Source organism: Cohnella massiliensis (assembly GCF_900169535.1).
In the GTDB taxonomy this organism is placed as follows: Bacteria; Bacillota; Bacilli; order Paenibacillales; family Paenibacillaceae; genus Cohnella; species Cohnella algarum.
In genome coordinates this window covers 2649021-2664014 of sequence record NZ_LT821259.1, presented here as the reverse complement: position 1 = coordinate 2664014, position 14994 = coordinate 2649021, and the positions used below count along the sequence as shown (strand labels likewise).

General features: G+C 58.0%; 15 protein-coding genes. 11 read left to right on the top strand and 4 right to left on the bottom strand.

Annotated elements, in window-relative coordinates:
• The first annotated feature begins 79 nt into the window (after positions 1-79).
• From tyrS to B7E11_RS26210, 3 genes are all read left to right on the top strand, one after another.
• Entirely contained in the window at positions 80-1339 is a 1260-nt protein-coding gene (tyrS, locus tag B7E11_RS26220; protein ID WP_080840321.1) for a tyrosine--tRNA ligase, read from the top strand.
• Positions 1340-1576: 237 nt separating this feature from the next.
• Positions 1577-2101: an NfeD family membrane protein gene (locus B7E11_RS26215; protein WP_080840319.1), complete on the top strand. Its 525-nt coding sequence runs from the start codon at positions 1577-1579 to the stop codon at positions 2099-2101.
• Positions 2102-2125: 24 nt separating this feature from the next.
• Positions 2126-3670 (top strand): flotillin lipid rafts scaffold protein FloT, encoded by a 1545-nt coding sequence (locus B7E11_RS26210; protein ID WP_080840317.1) that lies wholly within the window; start codon positions 2126-2128, stop codon positions 3668-3670.
• Between the two features lie 67 nt (positions 3671-3737).
• On the opposite strand, the gene rpsD is transcribed toward B7E11_RS26210, so the two are convergent.
• Positions 3738-4337 (bottom strand): 30S ribosomal protein S4, encoded by a 600-nt coding sequence (gene rpsD / locus B7E11_RS26205; RefSeq protein WP_080840315.1) that lies wholly within the window; start codon positions 4335-4337, stop codon positions 3738-3740.
• Positions 4338-4710: 373 nt separating this feature from the next.
• Here rpsD and B7E11_RS26200 point away from each other — a divergent pair, with 373 nt between their 5' ends.
• The 6 genes from B7E11_RS26200 (at position 4711) to B7E11_RS26175 (ending at position 10269) form a co-directional block, all read left to right on the top strand.
• Positions 4711-6693: a diguanylate cyclase gene (locus tag B7E11_RS26200; protein ID WP_080840314.1), complete on the top strand. Its 1983-nt coding sequence runs from the start codon at positions 4711-4713 to the stop codon at positions 6691-6693.
• A gap of 157 nt (positions 6694-6850) precedes the next feature.
• Complete coding sequence (locus B7E11_RS26195) at positions 6851-7660, top strand: hypothetical protein (RefSeq protein ID WP_139787319.1); 810 nt, start codon at positions 6851-6853, stop codon at positions 7658-7660.
• Between the two features lie 21 nt (positions 7661-7681).
• Complete coding sequence (locus B7E11_RS26190) at positions 7682-8797, top strand: aminopeptidase (protein ID WP_080840311.1); 1116 nt, start codon at positions 7682-7684, stop codon at positions 8795-8797.
• A gap of 84 nt (positions 8798-8881) precedes the next feature.
• Positions 8882-9121, top strand: coding sequence for an HPr family phosphocarrier protein (locus B7E11_RS26185; RefSeq protein WP_080840309.1), 240 nt, complete (start codon positions 8882-8884; stop codon positions 9119-9121).
• A 114-nt stretch (positions 9122-9235) separates the two neighbouring features.
• Entirely contained in the window at positions 9236-9850 is a 615-nt protein-coding gene (locus tag B7E11_RS26180; protein WP_176220908.1) for a DedA family protein, read from the top strand.
• Positions 9851-9975: 125 nt separating this feature from the next.
• Positions 9976-10269: an Fpa/YlaN family protein gene (locus B7E11_RS26175; RefSeq protein ID WP_080840305.1), complete on the top strand. Its 294-nt coding sequence runs from the start codon at positions 9976-9978 to the stop codon at positions 10267-10269.
• Positions 10270-10369: 100 nt separating this feature from the next.
• Here the strand turns inward: B7E11_RS26175 and cax are convergent, their stop codons facing one another.
• A complete protein-coding gene (gene cax, locus B7E11_RS26170; RefSeq protein ID WP_080841028.1) occupies positions 10370-11428 on the bottom strand; it encodes a calcium/proton exchanger in 1059 nt (352 codons plus the stop codon).
• Between the two features lie 161 nt (positions 11429-11589).
• Here cax and B7E11_RS26165 point away from each other — a divergent pair, with 161 nt between their 5' ends.
• Positions 11590-11970, top strand: coding sequence for an Asp23/Gls24 family envelope stress response protein (locus B7E11_RS26165; RefSeq protein WP_080840304.1), 381 nt, complete (start codon positions 11590-11592; stop codon positions 11968-11970).
• Positions 11971-12028: 58 nt separating this feature from the next.
• Here the strand turns inward: B7E11_RS26165 and ftsW are convergent, their stop codons facing one another.
• Entirely contained in the window at positions 12029-13228 is a 1200-nt protein-coding gene (ftsW, locus tag B7E11_RS26160) for a putative lipid II flippase FtsW (protein WP_080840302.1), read from the bottom strand.
• 17 nt (positions 13229-13245) lie between these two features.
• A complete protein-coding gene (locus B7E11_RS26155; protein WP_080840300.1) occupies positions 13246-13590 on the bottom strand; it encodes a YugN family protein in 345 nt (114 codons plus the stop codon).
• A gap of 230 nt (positions 13591-13820) precedes the next feature.
• On the opposite strand from B7E11_RS26155, the gene B7E11_RS26150 reads away from it, so the two are divergent.
• On the top strand, positions 13821-14969 hold the full coding sequence (locus B7E11_RS26150; RefSeq protein WP_080841026.1) for a M20 metallopeptidase family protein: 1149 nt from the start codon (positions 13821-13823) through the stop codon (positions 14967-14969).
• Positions 14970-14994 lie beyond the last annotated feature (25 nt).

Sequence of the window (14994 nt, the reverse complement as noted above, 5' to 3'; positions counted from 1 at the left end):
AACCATCGTTTGACTTCCTTCGAAGGGGTGTGCTATAAAGAGAGAAATTGTGAACTTATTCGGAGGAATATGAGCCGCCATGTCTGAAAATATAGGAACTTTGACTCAAGAACAGCAGCGGGAGGTCGACCGGCAGCTGGCGATCATCAGGCGCGGAGCCGTCGAAATCGTTCCGGAAGAGGAACTGGCGGCCAAAATCGCCGAGGCCGTCCGTACCGGACGATCGCTGAAAATCAAGCTCGGGCTCGATCCATCCGCGCCGGACATCCATATCGGCCATACCGTCGTGCTGCACAAGCTGCGGCAATTCCAGGAGCTCGGCCATGAAGTCCAACTGCTGATCGGCGATTTCACGGGGCGGATCGGGGATCCTACCGGCAAGTCCGAAACGCGCAAGCAGCTTAGCGAAGAGGACGTCAAGCGCAACGCAGAAACGTATCAGAAGCAAATTTTCAAAATATTGGACCCCGGCAAAACGAAGGTCTACTACAATTCCTCCTGGCTGTCGCCGCTTCAATTCGCGGATATCATCCAATTGGCGGCCAAGCTCACCGTGGCGCGCCTGATGGAGCGCGACGATTTCACGAAGCGCTTCCAGTCCGGACAGCCGATCAGCGTGCACGAATTTTTCTATCCCTTGATGCAAGGCTACGATTCCGTGGCGCTGGAGAGCGACGTGGAGCTGGGCGGAACCGATCAGAAGTTCAATCTGCTGATGGGCAGGACGCTCCAGAAAGAGTACGGCAAGCCGACGCAGGCCGCCATCATGCTGCCGCTGCTCGAAGGGCTCGACGGCGTCAACAAAATGAGCAAAAGCCTCGGCAACTACATCGGAATCGACGAGGAGCCGAACCAGATTTACGGCAAGGCGATGAGCGTGCCGGACGAATTGATGCTGAAGTACTACGAACTCGCGACAGACCTGACGAACGAGGAAGTTGGCGCTCTGCGGTCGGGACTGGAAGACGGAAGCGTTCATCCCCGCGACGCGAAGATGCGCCTCGCCCGGACGTTCGTCCGCATGTATCACGGGGAAGAAGCGGCGGCCGCGGCCGAGTCGCATTTCGTGACCGTATTCCAGCAGCGCGCGCTTCCCGACGACATCGAAACGCTGGAGCTGCCGGCAAGCGAGCTGGCGGACGGTTCGATCCGACTCGCGAAGCTGCTGACGAATCTGGGGCTGCAGGCTTCGGTAAGCGAAGCCAGACGCAGCATTCAGCAGGGAGCGGTGCGCTGGAACGAAGAGAAGCTGACCGATCCGAATGCGGAAATCGCGCCGCAGGACGGCGACATCGTCCAGGTCGGCAAGCGGAAATTCGGCCGGCTGGCGATTCGCTAAGAAAGACCGCATCGGCCGCATGGGCCGAAAAAACGAAAGGACGAGCGAAGGGAAGTCCATACTTTCCGCGCTCGTCCTTTTTCGCTTCTTTTTCCGTTTCGGTCGGACCCGGGTCAGGCTTTGTTGACGCCTTCGAACAGCTGTCTAACGAAAGTTTCATGAAACTTTCACATATTTTGCGACGTATTATGAGAGTAAGGAAGGGAGTCCCAAGTTTGTCGGAAAGGAGGTAAACCGATGGATATCGTGTTCGGATGCTGCCTTGCGTTCGGGGCTTTGCTTGCCGCCTTCACGCTTTTTTTCGGCGACATCCTCGACAGTGCCCTAGACGGGATGTTCGAATGGCTGTCGATCGACGCGCACGAGCTTTTCCAGCCGGTCGTCGTGACCGGGGGCATTACCGTTTTCGGAGGCACGGGGCTGCTTCTGTCGCGTTATTCGTCCCTTCCGGCGGCAGGAGTGTATGCCGCGTCCGTTGGCATAGCGGCGCTCATCGCCATCGGGATGTATTTCGTTTACGTCCGGCCGATGAAAAACAGCGAAAATTCGACGGGGTATTCCATTCAGGATTTGGCCGGAAAGCGCGCGGAGGTGCTCACTCCGATTCCGGCCGCCGGCTGCGGCGAAGTGCTCGTTCGGGTGGGGGCGGGCAATTCGAACCATGTCGCGGCAAGCTTCGAAGGCGTGGAGGTGGAGGCGGGAACGCCGGTTGTCGTCGTCGAAGTGAAGGAAGGCACGCTGTACGTAGCGAAGCTGGATTAGCAACCAGGAGAAAGGGGTAATCGAATGGAAAATTTTCCGGACTATTTGTACATACCCGTCATCGTCGTTGCCGTTCTCGCGGTAATCGGCATCGCGTTCTGGGCAAGGTATAAGACGGTGTCGCCGGACGAAGCGATGATCGTCACGGGATCGTTTCTCGGCAGCAAAAACGTGACGGTCGACGATTCCGGCCGCCGCATCAAAATCGTCCGCGGCGGCGGCGCGTTTATTTTGCCGATTTTTCAGCAATCGCAATTTTTGTCCCTGCTGTCGCACAAACTGGACGTCTCGACGCCCGAAGTCTATACGGAGCAAGGCGTGCCCGTCATGACCGACGCGGTGGCGATCATCAAGATCGGAGGCTCCGTGGAAGACGTGGCCACGGCGGCGGAGCAATTCATGGGGAAGCCGACCGACGCGCTCAAGGGGGAAGCCCAGGAGGTGCTGGAAGGGCACCTGCGGGCGATTCTCGGCATGATGACGGTGGAGGAAGTGTACCGCAACCGCGATAAATTCGCCCAGGAAGTGCAAAGCGTCGCGGCCCGCGACTTAAAGAAGATGGGCCTGCAAATCGTCTCCTTCACGATCAAGGACGTGCGCGACAAGCACGGGTATCTCGAAGCGCTCGGCAAACCGAGAATCGCGGCCGTCAAGCGGGATGCCGACATCGCCGAAGCCCAGGCGATCCGGGATGCCCGGATTCAGAAAGCGCTCGCGGAGGAAGAGGGACAGAAGGCCGAGCTGCTTCGGGATACGAACATCGCCGAAGCGACGAAGGAGAAGGAGCTGAAGGTCGCTTCCTTCAAGAAGGATCAGGATTTGGCCAAGGCGGAAGCCGATCAGGCGTATGCCATTCAGGAGGCTCGTTCCAAGCAGAGCGTCGTCGAGGAGCAGATGAAGGTCGAACTGGTCCGCAAGGAGCGGGAAATCGATCTCGAAGCCAAGGAAATTCTCCGCCGCGAGAAGCAGTACGACGCGGAAGTGAAGAAGAAGGCCGACGCCGACAAGTACGCGGTCGAGCAGGCGGCGGAAGCGGACAAGGCGAAGCGGATCCGCGAGGCGGATGCCGTGAAGTACCGCATCGAAGCGGAGGCGAAAGCGAATGCCGAGCTGAAGCGGCTGAACGGGATCGCGGAAGCGGAAGCGGAGCGGGCCAAAGGCACGGCCGAAGCCGAAGTCATCCGGCTGCGCGGTCTGGCGGAAGCGGAAGCGAAAGAAAAGCTGGCGCAGGCGTTCGAGAACTTCGGGGAAGCGGCGGTTCTCGACATCATCGCGAAAATGCTGCCGGAGCTGGCGGGCAAAGTGGCCGAGCCGATCGCGTCGATCGACAAGCTGACCGTCGTCGACACGGGTCACGGCGAAGGGGCCGCCCGGGTGAGCAATTACGTCACTTCGCTGATGGCGACGGCGCCCGAAATGCTGAAAAGCGTTTCCGGCATCGACGTCGAAGGGCTGGTAAAGGGCTTGACGCGGAAAGTCGCGCCTCCTCCCTTACCGGTCGCGACGGTTAGGCCGGCCGCGGAAGCGAAGCTCGAGCCGAAACCCGATTCGCGGCCGGCCGCGGAATAATCGGCTGCCTAAAAGAAACGCCCTTGCCGAGCAAGATCGGCAAGGGCGTTTCTCTGGCGTCGCCGGCTTAGCGGCTGTAGAATTCGACGATTTGTTGCTCTTCGATGTCCTGGGACAGCTCTTCGCGGGAAGGAAGACGAACGTACTTGCCTTCCATCGCGTTCGCGTTGAAGTCCAGGTAGCCCGGCAGGTGGTGACGTCCTTCGAGCGCTTCTTTGATCGTTTTCAAGCCGCGGCTGCGTTCGCGAAGACCGATTACGTCGCCCACTTGAACGGTGTAGGAAGCGATGTCCACTTTGCGGCCGTTGACCGTTACGTGACCGTGCGATACGAGCTGGCGGGACCCGTAGCGGGTGTTCGCCCAGCCGAGGCGGTACACGAGGTTGTCGAGACGGCTTTCCAGCAGGAACATGAAGTTTTCGCCGGCTTTGCCTTTCATTTTCGATGCGCGGTCGAACAGGTTGCGGAATTGCTTCTCGTTCAGGCCGTACATGTGGCGAAGCTTTTGCTTTTCTTGCAGCTGCACGCCGTAGCCGCTCAGTTTGCGGCGTTGGTTGGCGCCGTGCTGCCCCGGAGGGAATGCGCGTTTCAGTTCTTTGCCGGATCCGCTCAGGGAGATGCCGAGACGGCGGCTCAGTTTAAACTTCGGTCCTGTATAACGTGACATGGATGCAAGCTCCTTTTTCCAAAAAAAGTTTTTTGAAAAATGGGTGCCGTTGCGCCGGATTTCTCCAAATCGAAAACTGGTTTCGATTCCGACAGGAAGTTCAGCCGCTGCCCGTCGGCGGATTGTCCGTGAGGGTGACACAAACCTTCAGCCCAATATTCAACTACTAATATTATAAGAATAAACGAGCCTATGTCAAGTGCGCGCAGGGATTGTAAGCGCTATCCAAAACATATATTTCACGCCTGCGAATTCATGCCGCAAGTCCCCTTAATTTCGGTTCGATATAGTGCAAAATTCCTGTATTCATTGTATAGTTAGTGTATAAAAAGAGAAGAAGAGGGCACGAGCGGACGGTAAGGAGGATGGCGGGATGGCAAATCATGACGGAAACCGCGGGATTACCCGGTATATTCAGGCAAACGTTTTACCATCCCTTACTCCGAGCGAATTGCCGACGTGGGTGCAACGCCAGGATTTGTCGGAAGCGGACTTGCCTTATATACAGGCTTTGCTTACCGAAAGCTTCGCGGATTGGAACGAGCAGGCGGAACAATTTCCGTGGCTGGCGGGGTGTTCGATCGTTTTGCTTCACCCCGACGGCACGAAGGCGGCTTGCAAAGGAGAGCCGGACGGCGACAACCGGTTACCCGCGAACTGGAAGACGGAACGGATCGGAATGACGGCCGCCGGCTCGGCGCTGCAAACCTGCCGCCCGGCGCTTACGCGCGGAGACGAACATGAATTTGAGGCGTTTCGCTTTTTCGATATGATGGCCGCCCCGATGTTCACCAGGTCTTCAGGACTACTTTGCGGCGTGTTGGTCGGCTTGATGCCGGCCGGACAAGCGCAAGCCGGCGAACTGAAGCTGCTGCAAGCCGCAGCCCTTCATTTGCGCAGCTGCCTGTACCGGCGGTTCGAACTGATGCTTCTGGGCGACCATCTGCATTCGACCGAGCTGGTCAGGCGGGAAGAACGCCGAAGCACGCTGTTGTTCGAAGCGATGCGGAAGCTGAACGACCATATTTACGTGGAAGACGTTCTTTCGGAAGTGCTGGGCATTTTGGATCAGGTTTATCCGTTCTGTTGCGCGGATTTGTTTTTGTCTCAGGATTACAGCAGCATGAACGAGAAAGTGAAGCCGCTTGCCTTCCATCAGCAGGAAATGGACTTGTGCTGGAAAGCGTTCATGGACGGCGAAATCCGCGAGGAATTTCAGGGGACGAACCGCCGGATCGCCTTTCCGCTTGCGGGCAAGCAAGGCGTTTACGGCGTGATGCTGCTGGAAATGCGCGGCAAGCCTTTCGACGAAGCCGATCTGCGATTCGTGACGATGCTGACCGGCGTCGCCGGAACCGCATTCGAAAAGGCCAAGCTTCACGAGCAGGCCAATACGCTTGTCGGAGAGCTGCGGCTGATCAACGAGCTGACGCAGCGTCTGAACAGCAGCCTGAAACTGAAAGATACGATGACGTTCGCCACCGACGCGCTGCTCGATATGTTCAAGGCGGATTATTGTTTTATTTTGCAGCTCGATTCGTTCAAGGCCCAGTTCACCGTGATCGCCTCGAACGTGCCGGAAATGACGACCGAAGTGTTCGCGGCCGATTACGGATTTTGCGGCGTCATGCTGTCGACCAAGGAACCGATCATTTTATCGGATTATCATAACGCTACGCCCGTTCACTCGCGAATTATGGATGAGACGATTTCCAGATCGCTGCTTGCTTCTCCGCTCATCATTAACGGGGAAGTGATCGGGGCCGTGCTCGTCACCCACCGGCTTCCCAACCATTTTTCGTACGACAATTACAAGCTGCTTCAGGTGCTGGCCGCCCATCTGGGTCTGGCCGTTTCGAACGCCACGATGCACGCGGAAATGCGGCGGATGGTCATCACCGACAATCTGACCGGCTTGTTCGCCCGGCATTATTTGAACGAGCGGATTCAGCGCAGACAGCTTCGGGACGGGTCGGGCTCGCTTATTTTGGTCGATATCGACCATTTCAAAAAAATCAACGACACGTTCGGCCACCAGGTGGGGGACGTAATTTTGATGCAGGTCAGCAGCATCGTCCAATCGGCCATCCGGGATTCGGATATCGCCGCCCGCTGGGGCGGGGAGGAGCTGGCGATTTATTTGCCCCAGCTCGGGCTGGAGCAAACGAAACGAATCGCGGAGCGGATCCGCAGGCGGGTGGAAGAGGAGACCGATCCGAAAGTTACGGTGTCGTGCGGGGTTTCGCAATGGACGACGGCCGACGAGCGGGTCAGCGTAGAATCGCTGTTTTACCGGGCGGACATGGCTCTCTACGACGCCAAGCACAGCGGACGCAACAACGTGGCCGTCGGATAAACGGATCGAAGCGGGGGAGAGCCTCGCGAACGGACAATCGGCCGGACCGGGAACGGATCGTTCCTGTCCGGCCGATTGTTTGCGTTTGCGGCCGGGTTGCGTTTTAGCGGAATAAGCGGCACATATCGGGACACGATAGGGGGAAACGAGCGGGGGGATGAATATGGAGACGACGGACCGGACACGCGGCAGAAGCAAATTCAGGCGCTCCGGATTTCGCTGCAAGGGGCTTTGCGCGCTTGCGCTCATCGGGCTAAGCCTGTCCGGATGCCTGGCCGACTGGAACCGTTTGACCGCCGAGGAGGCGTTTGCCCGATCGGCATCGGCGCTTGCCGGATACGATTATTTCGCCTTCGACGGCAATGTCGCTCTCTATGCGCCCGGAGGAAACGTAGAGAAGCAATTGGAGTTTCGCGGCGAGGTGGCGGGCCACAAGACGGCGGCGCTGGAATGGGACCGGGAAAACGTGCCCGCGCAAGAGAAGGGCGGCCACCCGTTGTCGCTGCTGAAAATCATGCAGTCGCAAGCGAAATCGGTTGCCTTCGCGCCGGATTCGGAGAAAGGGGCTGTCGCGCTGGCCATCCAGGTTCGGCCCGAAGCCGCGACCGCCCGGTTGAAGGATTCGATCCGGGAACGGATGGCCTCGGTCCGGGACGAAATCGAAAGCGGGCCGGCGGAGCCCGGAACGCTCCCGGCGGCGGGAGCCGGCAACGGCGGGAGGAAGCAAGCGAAACGAATCCTTGCCGAAGCGGAGAAAGAGCTCGAGGCCGCGCTGTCCACGTTGAAGGTGGAAACGGAGTGCCTGTGGACGGCGGACAGCAAAACCTGGTTCCCGAAGCGAATGACGGAGACGACCGTGCTCACCTATGCGCTGAACGGGAAAACCTACACGGAAAAAAGGACGTCCGTCACCAATTTCCGCTTGGACCCGGGCGGTGATACAATGGATAAGCAACCAACCTTTTGAATACCGGGGAGGAACACCGAAATGCGAGATCCTCGTCTTGCGAAGCTTGCGGCCAATCTGGCCGGCTATTCCATCAACGTGCAGCCCGGCGACAACGTGCTGATCGAGATGATCGGCTCCGAACGGGAGCTTCTCAAATGCCTGATCGAAGAGGTGGCCAAGCGGGGCGGGCGCCCGTTCGTCGAAATCGAGGACCGTTCGGTCACGCGGACGCTGCTGAACGTCGCCACGCCAGAACAGATGGAAGTGTGGGCGGCCTACGATTTGGAGCGAATGAAGCGCATGCAGGGGTACATCGGCATCCGTTCCGGCGACAACGCGAGCGAACTCGCGGACGTGCCGTCCGACAAAATGAAGCTGTTCGACCGGGTTCACCGGCATCCCGTGCATATGGAACAGCGCGTCAAAAAAACGAATTGGGTCATTTTGCGCTATCCGAGCCCCTCCATGGCGCAGTCCGCGAACATGAGCACGGAAGCGTTCGAGGATTTCTATTTCGACGTCTGCAATTTGGATTACGAGAAAATGGACCGCGCGATGGAACCGTTGCACGAGTTGATGGCCCGAACGGACAAAGTCCGAATCGTCGGCCCGGGAACGGAGCTCGAGTTTTCGATCAAGGGCATCGGCGCCAAAAAATGCTCCGGCAAGCGGAATATTCCGGACGGAGAAGTGTTTTCGTGTCCGGCGCGCAACTCCGTGAACGGAACGATCGCCTACAATACGCCGAGCGTCTATAACGGGTTTACGTTCGAAAATATCGCCTTTACGTTTGAAAACGGAAAAATCGTCAAAGCGACGGCCAACGATACGGACCGCATCAACGCGATTCTCGACAGCGACGAAGGGGCGCGGCACATCGGCGAATTCAGCCTCGGATTCAATCCGTACATCCTTCATCCGATGAAAGACACGCTGTTCGACGAAAAAATCGCCGGCAGCCTGCATTTTACCCCCGGCCAGGCGTACGAGGAGTGCGATAACGGCAACCGCTCCTCCATTCACTGGGATCTGGTGCTCATTCAAAGGCCCGAATACGGCGGCGGGGAAATCTATTTCGACGACAGGCTCATTCGAAAGGACGGCTTGTTCGTCGTGCCCGAGCTCGAAGGGTTAAACCCGGATTCTTTGAAATAAAGCGTTTTCCCTATTGCATCCGCAGGCGGGAACAAGGTATGATGAGGGAAGAAATTGACCACCCTAACTTTTGGAGGGATTTCCATGTCCAACAATGCAGCAATCGTGGAATTGTCTCAAACCGCCAACAAATTCCGCTCTTCGATTGTGCTACAAGCTGAAAATAAGTATATCGACGTTAAGAGCATTCTCGGCCTGTTTACGACGCTGGTCGGCGGCCATTCCTATGAGCTTCACGTTCACGGTCCGGACGCCGACGAAGCGAAAGCCGAGCTTGGCAAAGTGTTCGAAAAGCACAACCTGAATGTGACGATCGTCGACTAAGGCAGCTTCTCCGAAGCTCGCCGGCATGGATTTTCCGTTCCGCTTTTTTCATCCGGCAGCCTGCCCCCGTTCATTCGCGAACGGGGGCTTTTGACCAACGAGAGGATGATGGCGTTGCCCGTTACCGACCTGCTTTTGGGGCTGATGTTTGAATTCGGGTACTGGGGGCTTTTGCTGGCGATGGCGCTAGGCATCGCGGGCTTACCCATGCCGGACGAGCTGCTGCTGACGGCCTCCGGCTATATGATCGCCCAAGGACGCATGTCGCTTGGCTTCACGATGCTGGCCGCCATCGGCGGAAGCGTCGCCGGCATGTCGCTCAGCTATTGGGTCGGAAGGAAAGCGTTCGCCGGATTCGTTCGGAAATTCGGTTCGCGCGTCGGATTGACCGAAGAACGTCAAGCGCGGTTCGACAGGCAATTCAAAAGGTATGGCCATTCCGTGCTGCTGATCGGTTTTTTCGTTCCGGGCATGCGGCATTTGACCGCGCTGTTGTACGGCGCCAGCCGCAAGCCTTTCGGCGCTTTCGCGCTGCACGCCGCATTGGGGTCGCTCACGTGGACGAGCGCGTTTCTGCTATTCGGCGTCATGCTCGGAGAAAATTGGCGCGACGCGGCGGAATGGGCGCAACGGGAGCTGGCCGCCGCGCTTGCCGTAATCGCGCTGATCGCGGCGATTGCCTGGCTTCACAAGCGGCATTTGGGAAAGCGGGGAGCGAGCGGAACGTAAAAAAAGGGGCTTCCATCGAGGAAAAGATCGACTTTCCCGATGTCCTGTCCTTGTGCTGGCGGCCAATTTCGTCTAATATGAAAGGGATAGCTAAATTGGCAAGTTAGGGCACAGGGGGAGTGGGAATGGCTTCATCGGATGTTATGGTGGATCTGAATCAGAAGGCTCTTCGCCTGCTGCAGGACGACGCCAGCAAAATCGAAAAACTGATCGCCATTCAAATGGAAAATTTGGCGACCCGCAAATGCCCGTTATATGAGGAAGTGCTGGACACGCAAATGTACGGCTTTTCCCGGGCGGTCGATTTTGCAGTAAGGGCAGGACTTGTGGAAGACGGCGCAGGGCGGCTTCTCGTCAGTCAGTTGGAACGCAACCTGGCGATTTTATACGAAGCGATGGCACAGAAGGAAGAAGCTTGATTCAGGATCTGAACGGACGGCATACGTAAAGGGCATTCCGAAGCGCGGACGACGCGGCGCTTCGGAATGCCCTTTATTGCTTTTGGGAGGCTTGGGCCCTTCAGACGAAGTAGAAGGCGACTCCCAAAATGATGTAGACGAGAAGCAGCAGCGTGCCTTCGTACCAGGTCGTGGCGCCGTCGCGAGACACGGAGGTCGCGATGAAAACCGCGACCGCGATCGCGGCGAGCTCTACCGTCGTAAATAGAATGTCCATATGCGGCGTGAACAGCAAACTGACGAACACGAGCACCGGGGCGACGAACAGGGCGATTTGCAGGCTGCTGCCGACGGCGATTTCGATGGCCGCCCCCATTTTGTTTTTCAGGGCGAGCATGACGGCCGCGCTATGTTCCGCGGCATTCCCGACGATGGCGACGATAAAGGCGCCGACGAACAGCTCCGACAGCCCGAATGCGCGCGTGAACACTTCAAGCGTCCCGACGAGCCACTCGCTGATGAAGGCGACCATGACGGTGGCAAGGACAAGGTAGACGATCGACCGGCCTTTGGACCAGGCGGCCGTCTCCCCATGGTCGGGCGACGTCTCTTCATGGTCTTCGAGAAGCTGCTTGTGCGTTATCATCGAGTAGACGAGCCAACCGGCATATGCCACGATAAGCACGCCGGCGATGATGACGCTGAGCGCAAGCGAGTTCTGATTCGCAAGATGCTCGCTTTTGACGAATACGGCGGGAATAAACAAGGCAATGACGCCCAGCAGCATCAAGGTCCCGTTTTGGCCGGCGAGGTGAAGGTTGAATTTTTGTTCCTTGTATTTCAACCCCCCGGCAAGCGCGCTTGCTCCCAGCACAAGCAGAAGGTTGCCGATGATCGAACCGGTCAAGCTCGCTTTGACCATTTCGAACAAGCCTTCCTTAACGAGAAAAATCGCGATAATCAGTTCGGCTGCGTTGCCGAACGTCGCGTTCAGAAACCCCCCGAGCCTTTGGCCGGCGTAATGCGCCACGGATTCGGTCGACTTGCCTAGAAAGCCTGCCGCGAAGACGATCGCGACCGCCGCGACGACAAACTGGGCGATCGCATTCCAATCGGCATAATGAGCGACGGCGCTGAGCGCAAATGTCGCAAAGAGCAGCGGGAAAAACAGCTTTTTCAGACGGACCACCTCGGATCGGGTTTCGTGAAGTCAAGCGCTAAGGTCTAATATAACCAGATTTTAGGATAAAATAAATCAGAACCCGATCTTAAGTCCAGTTGCTTGCGCGGGGGAAATTCCGATACAATGGAATTACGAAATAACGGGAGGGTGAGCCGCCGATGACCGAACATTTGCAGGATGGATTAATTCGAATCTCAAACGATGTCGTCGCAACGATTGCCGGAATGGCGGCATTGGAAACTCCGGGAGTCGCCGCTATGTCGGGAGGTATTTCGGAAGGACTTGCCAAACGCTTGAGCGGCCGAAACGCGCAGAAGGGCGTTTCCGTGGAAGTCGGCCAGGTGGAGGCGGCGATCGATTTGCGGATCGTCGTTCAATTCGGAATTCCGATTCAGGAAGTCGGCGTCCGGCTGCAGAACAACGTGCGCGAAGCGGTAGAGAATATGACGGGCCTTCGGGTCGTCGAAGTGAACGTGAAGGTCGAAGGCGTTGCCTTCAAAGACGAACCCGAAACGGAAGACGCGAATCGAGTCAAATGAAAACGGCGCCTGCGGGCTGTGAAAACAGCCGACGCAAGGCGCCGTTTTTCGATTCGGTTCAGGAAGCGTTCGCCGTTCTGCGTTGAGAAGTTCTGGCGTTCGATTGCGAGGTTTTGCCGACCCGGTTGTATTCTCTGGAAATGCTGAGCAGCACGCCCATGCCCATCATCAAGCTGAGCATCGACGAGCCTCCGTAGCTGATGAACGGCAGGGTTACGCCCGTAATCGGGATCGCGCCGCTCACGCCCCCCATGTTGATCAGCGCCTGGATGGCGATCAGGGAAATCAGTCCGATGCCGACCAGCGTCCCGAAACGGTCCGGGCAGCGGATCGAGACGATCAGGCCGCGCCACAGGAACAGAACGTAAAACAAAAGGAACAGCGTCGTCCCCACGAAGCCGAGCTCTTCTCCGATGACAGCAAAAATAAAGTCGTTATACGCATACGGCAAATAGAACAGCTTCTGAACGCTGTTGCCCAGCCCGGTTCCCGTAAACCCGCCGTGACCGAACGCTTCCAGCGAGCGCAGCAATTGCAGCCCGTAGCCCTGGGGATCGGAGAACGGATCGAGAAAGGCGGTAAAGCGCGCAAGCCGGTAACCGCCGTCGAAATCCGGATTGGCCAGCAAATAAACGCTGAGGCCGAGCGCTCCGATCCCGGCGATGATGCCCGCCGACAGCAGCAAGTGCTTCAAGTTGGCCCCGCCCGCGACGATGATCGCCGACGCGCACAGCAGCAAGATGACGCACGAGCCCAAATCCGGCTGAAGCATGATGAGACCGGCGATAAAGCCGATGACGATCATGACCGGAAGCAAGCCTCGCTTGAACTCGCGGAATTTCTCCTGCTTCTTGGTGATGATGGCCGCCAGGTAAAGAATGACCGCAAGCTTGGCGAATTCGGTCGGCTGGATGCCGAAGCCGGCGATTTTCAGCCAGCTGCTGGCGCCGTTCACGTCGCCGACGAACGGCACGATGAACAGCAGAACGATCGTGAACACCAAGAACGGCAAAAACAGCTTTTTGTACCGTTCGTATGGAATATTCATCAGGACAAGCATGGCCACCGTACCGAGCCCGGCCCACATGACCTGCTTTTTCGTGAAGTACAAGGCGTCGTATCCGAAATCCTTCGACACGACCGTCATGCTGGAGCTGGCGCTGAACACCATGACAAGCCCGAATCCAACGAGCAAAAGCGTCATGATCAACAGCAAAAAGTCAGGCGTTCCCCGCTGTCCGCTCCCCGGGTTTTTCATTTGCTACCACCCGGCCGTCAAAGAAGGAGCTGCTTCAGCTGCTGGACCCTTTGGTTGGCCGTATCCAAAATCGCGGGCGGAATCGGGGACTCGTATTCCATCCCGTGCGGGAACGTAGCGCGGCCTATGTAGACGGATTCAATTTGCAGGATCGCTTCGGGATTTTCCAGTTTGCCTTCGACGGCGCGCGTGTTAATGCGCAGGAAATAATCGGAGCCGCTTGCGGCGTCGTGAAGCTTGAGATCGTAAGTGGCCCGGCGGTACTCCCATTGCCACCGGACGAAGCCGAGTTTCTCGCCGGAGTCGTCGAGGTGCGCGAGATCGCTTTTGATGCCGTTCAAGCCCGTATTTTCGAGAATCATGAAGGTTCCTCCTTAAACATGCCATTCGTGCCAATGTTACCCCTTCATCATAGACGGTTTGTCTTTCTTGCGCAAGCCTGCCTTCGGGGGAAATCGCGCAAAAAAGGCGGGAACCGGGACGCCGGTTTACAAGGAGGAACCCTTTTCTGATACAATGAAAGACAAAACGAGGATTGGGGAGCGGCGCTGTGAGCCTAAACGAAGAAACGCTGCTGTCGTTGTACGAAAGCATGGTCGAATGGCGGCGGCATTTGCATCGGAATCCGGAGCTGTCGTTTCAGGAAAACGAGACGTCCCGCTTTATTGCGGATAAATTGGAAGCCTGGGGCTACGAGGTGGTCAGGGGAATCGCCGGAACGGGGGTGCTCGGCCGTTTGCGTGGCGGACTGCCGGGGAGGACGATCGCGCTGCGCGCCGATATCGACGCCCTGCCGATTCAGGACGAGAAGTCGTGCGAATACGCCTCCGCCGTTCCGGACGTCATGCATGCTTGCGGGCATGACGGACATACGGCGGAACTGCTCGGGGTCGCCCGTTATTATTCGCTGCATAAGAACGAAACGCGGGGCGACCGCGTGCTGTTGTTTCAACCGGCGGAGGAGGTGCTGCCGGGGGGAGCGCTTCGCATGATCGCCGAAGGAGCGCTGTCCGGCGTATCGGCGATTTACGGCGTGCATCTGTGGTCGTCGTTTCCGTACGGCATCGCGACGACCCGCCCGGGCGCCTTCATGGCTTCCCCCGACGAATTCGAGGTGGAGCTCGTCGGCCGGGGCGGACACGGTGGCTTGCCGCATCAAAGCAGGGACGCCCTGTTGGCGGGGGCTCATCTGGTAACCGCGCTCCAGACGGTCGTGGCGCGCAACGTCAATCCGGTCGATTCGGCCGTCTTGACGGTTGGCCGCCTTCAGTCCGGAACGGGGAACAATATTATCGCCGACAAGTGCAAGCTCGGCGGGACGATTCGCACCTTCGCGCCGGAAGTCCGGGCGCTCATGAAGCAGCGGCTGGAGGAGGTCGTTCGCCATACCGCCGCCTTGCACGGAGTCGAGGCGAGGGTGCAGTTTTTCGAGGGCTACCCGCCGGTCGTCAACGACGAGAGGGAAGCGGCGCGGGTGCTGAATATCGCGGCAAACCGGCTCGGTTCGGACCGCGCCCGCCCGTGCGAGCCGATTATGGCCGGGGAAGATTTTTCCTATTATTTGCAGGAGAGGCCGGGCTGCTTCATCTTCATTGGCGCCGGACGGGAGGACGGGAGCTCGCCGCCGCATCACCATCCCCGCTTCGATATCGACGAGCGGGCGATGCTGATCGCGGCGGGGCTGCTGATCGCCGTAGCCGACGATGCGGCGGCGGACGACGAGCCTGCGGCCGGCGCATAATGCCGGTGCTATATGATGGAACGAA

Bases quoted from the DNA above. Each gene is read 5' to 3' on its own strand.
- tyrS (WP_080840321.1), top strand. From the start codon at position 80: ATGTCTGAAAATATAGGAACTTTGACTCAAGAACAGCAGCGGGAGGTC.
- B7E11_RS26215 (WP_080840319.1), top strand. From the start codon at position 1,577: ATGGATATCGTGTTCGGATGCTGCCTTGCGTTCGGGGCTTTGCTTGCC.
- B7E11_RS26210 (WP_080840317.1), top strand. From the start codon at position 2,126: ATGGAAAATTTTCCGGACTATTTGTACATACCCGTCATCGTCGTTGCC.
- rpsD (WP_080840315.1), bottom strand. From the start codon at position 4,337: ATGTCACGTTATACAGGACCGAAGTTTAAACTGAGCCGCCGTCTCGGC.
- B7E11_RS26200 (WP_080840314.1), top strand. From the start codon at position 4,711: ATGGCAAATCATGACGGAAACCGCGGGATTACCCGGTATATTCAGGCA.
- B7E11_RS26195 (WP_139787319.1), top strand. From the start codon at position 6,851: ATGAATATGGAGACGACGGACCGGACACGCGGCAGAAGCAAATTCAGG.
- B7E11_RS26190 (WP_080840311.1), top strand. From the start codon at position 7,682: ATGCGAGATCCTCGTCTTGCGAAGCTTGCGGCCAATCTGGCCGGCTAT.
- B7E11_RS26185 (WP_080840309.1), top strand. From the start codon at position 8,882: ATGTCCAACAATGCAGCAATCGTGGAATTGTCTCAAACCGCCAACAAA.
- B7E11_RS26175 (WP_080840305.1), top strand. From the start codon at position 9,976: ATGGCTTCATCGGATGTTATGGTGGATCTGAATCAGAAGGCTCTTCGC.
- B7E11_RS26165 (WP_080840304.1), top strand. From the start codon at position 11,590: ATGACCGAACATTTGCAGGATGGATTAATTCGAATCTCAAACGATGTC.
- ftsW (WP_080840302.1), bottom strand. From the start codon at position 13,228: ATGAAAAACCCGGGGAGCGGACAGCGGGGAACGCCTGACTTTTTGCTG.
- B7E11_RS26155 (WP_080840300.1), bottom strand. From the start codon at position 13,590: ATGATTCTCGAAAATACGGGCTTGAACGGCATCAAAAGCGATCTCGCG.
- B7E11_RS26150 (WP_080841026.1), top strand. From the start codon at position 13,821: ATGGTCGAATGGCGGCGGCATTTGCATCGGAATCCGGAGCTGTCGTTT.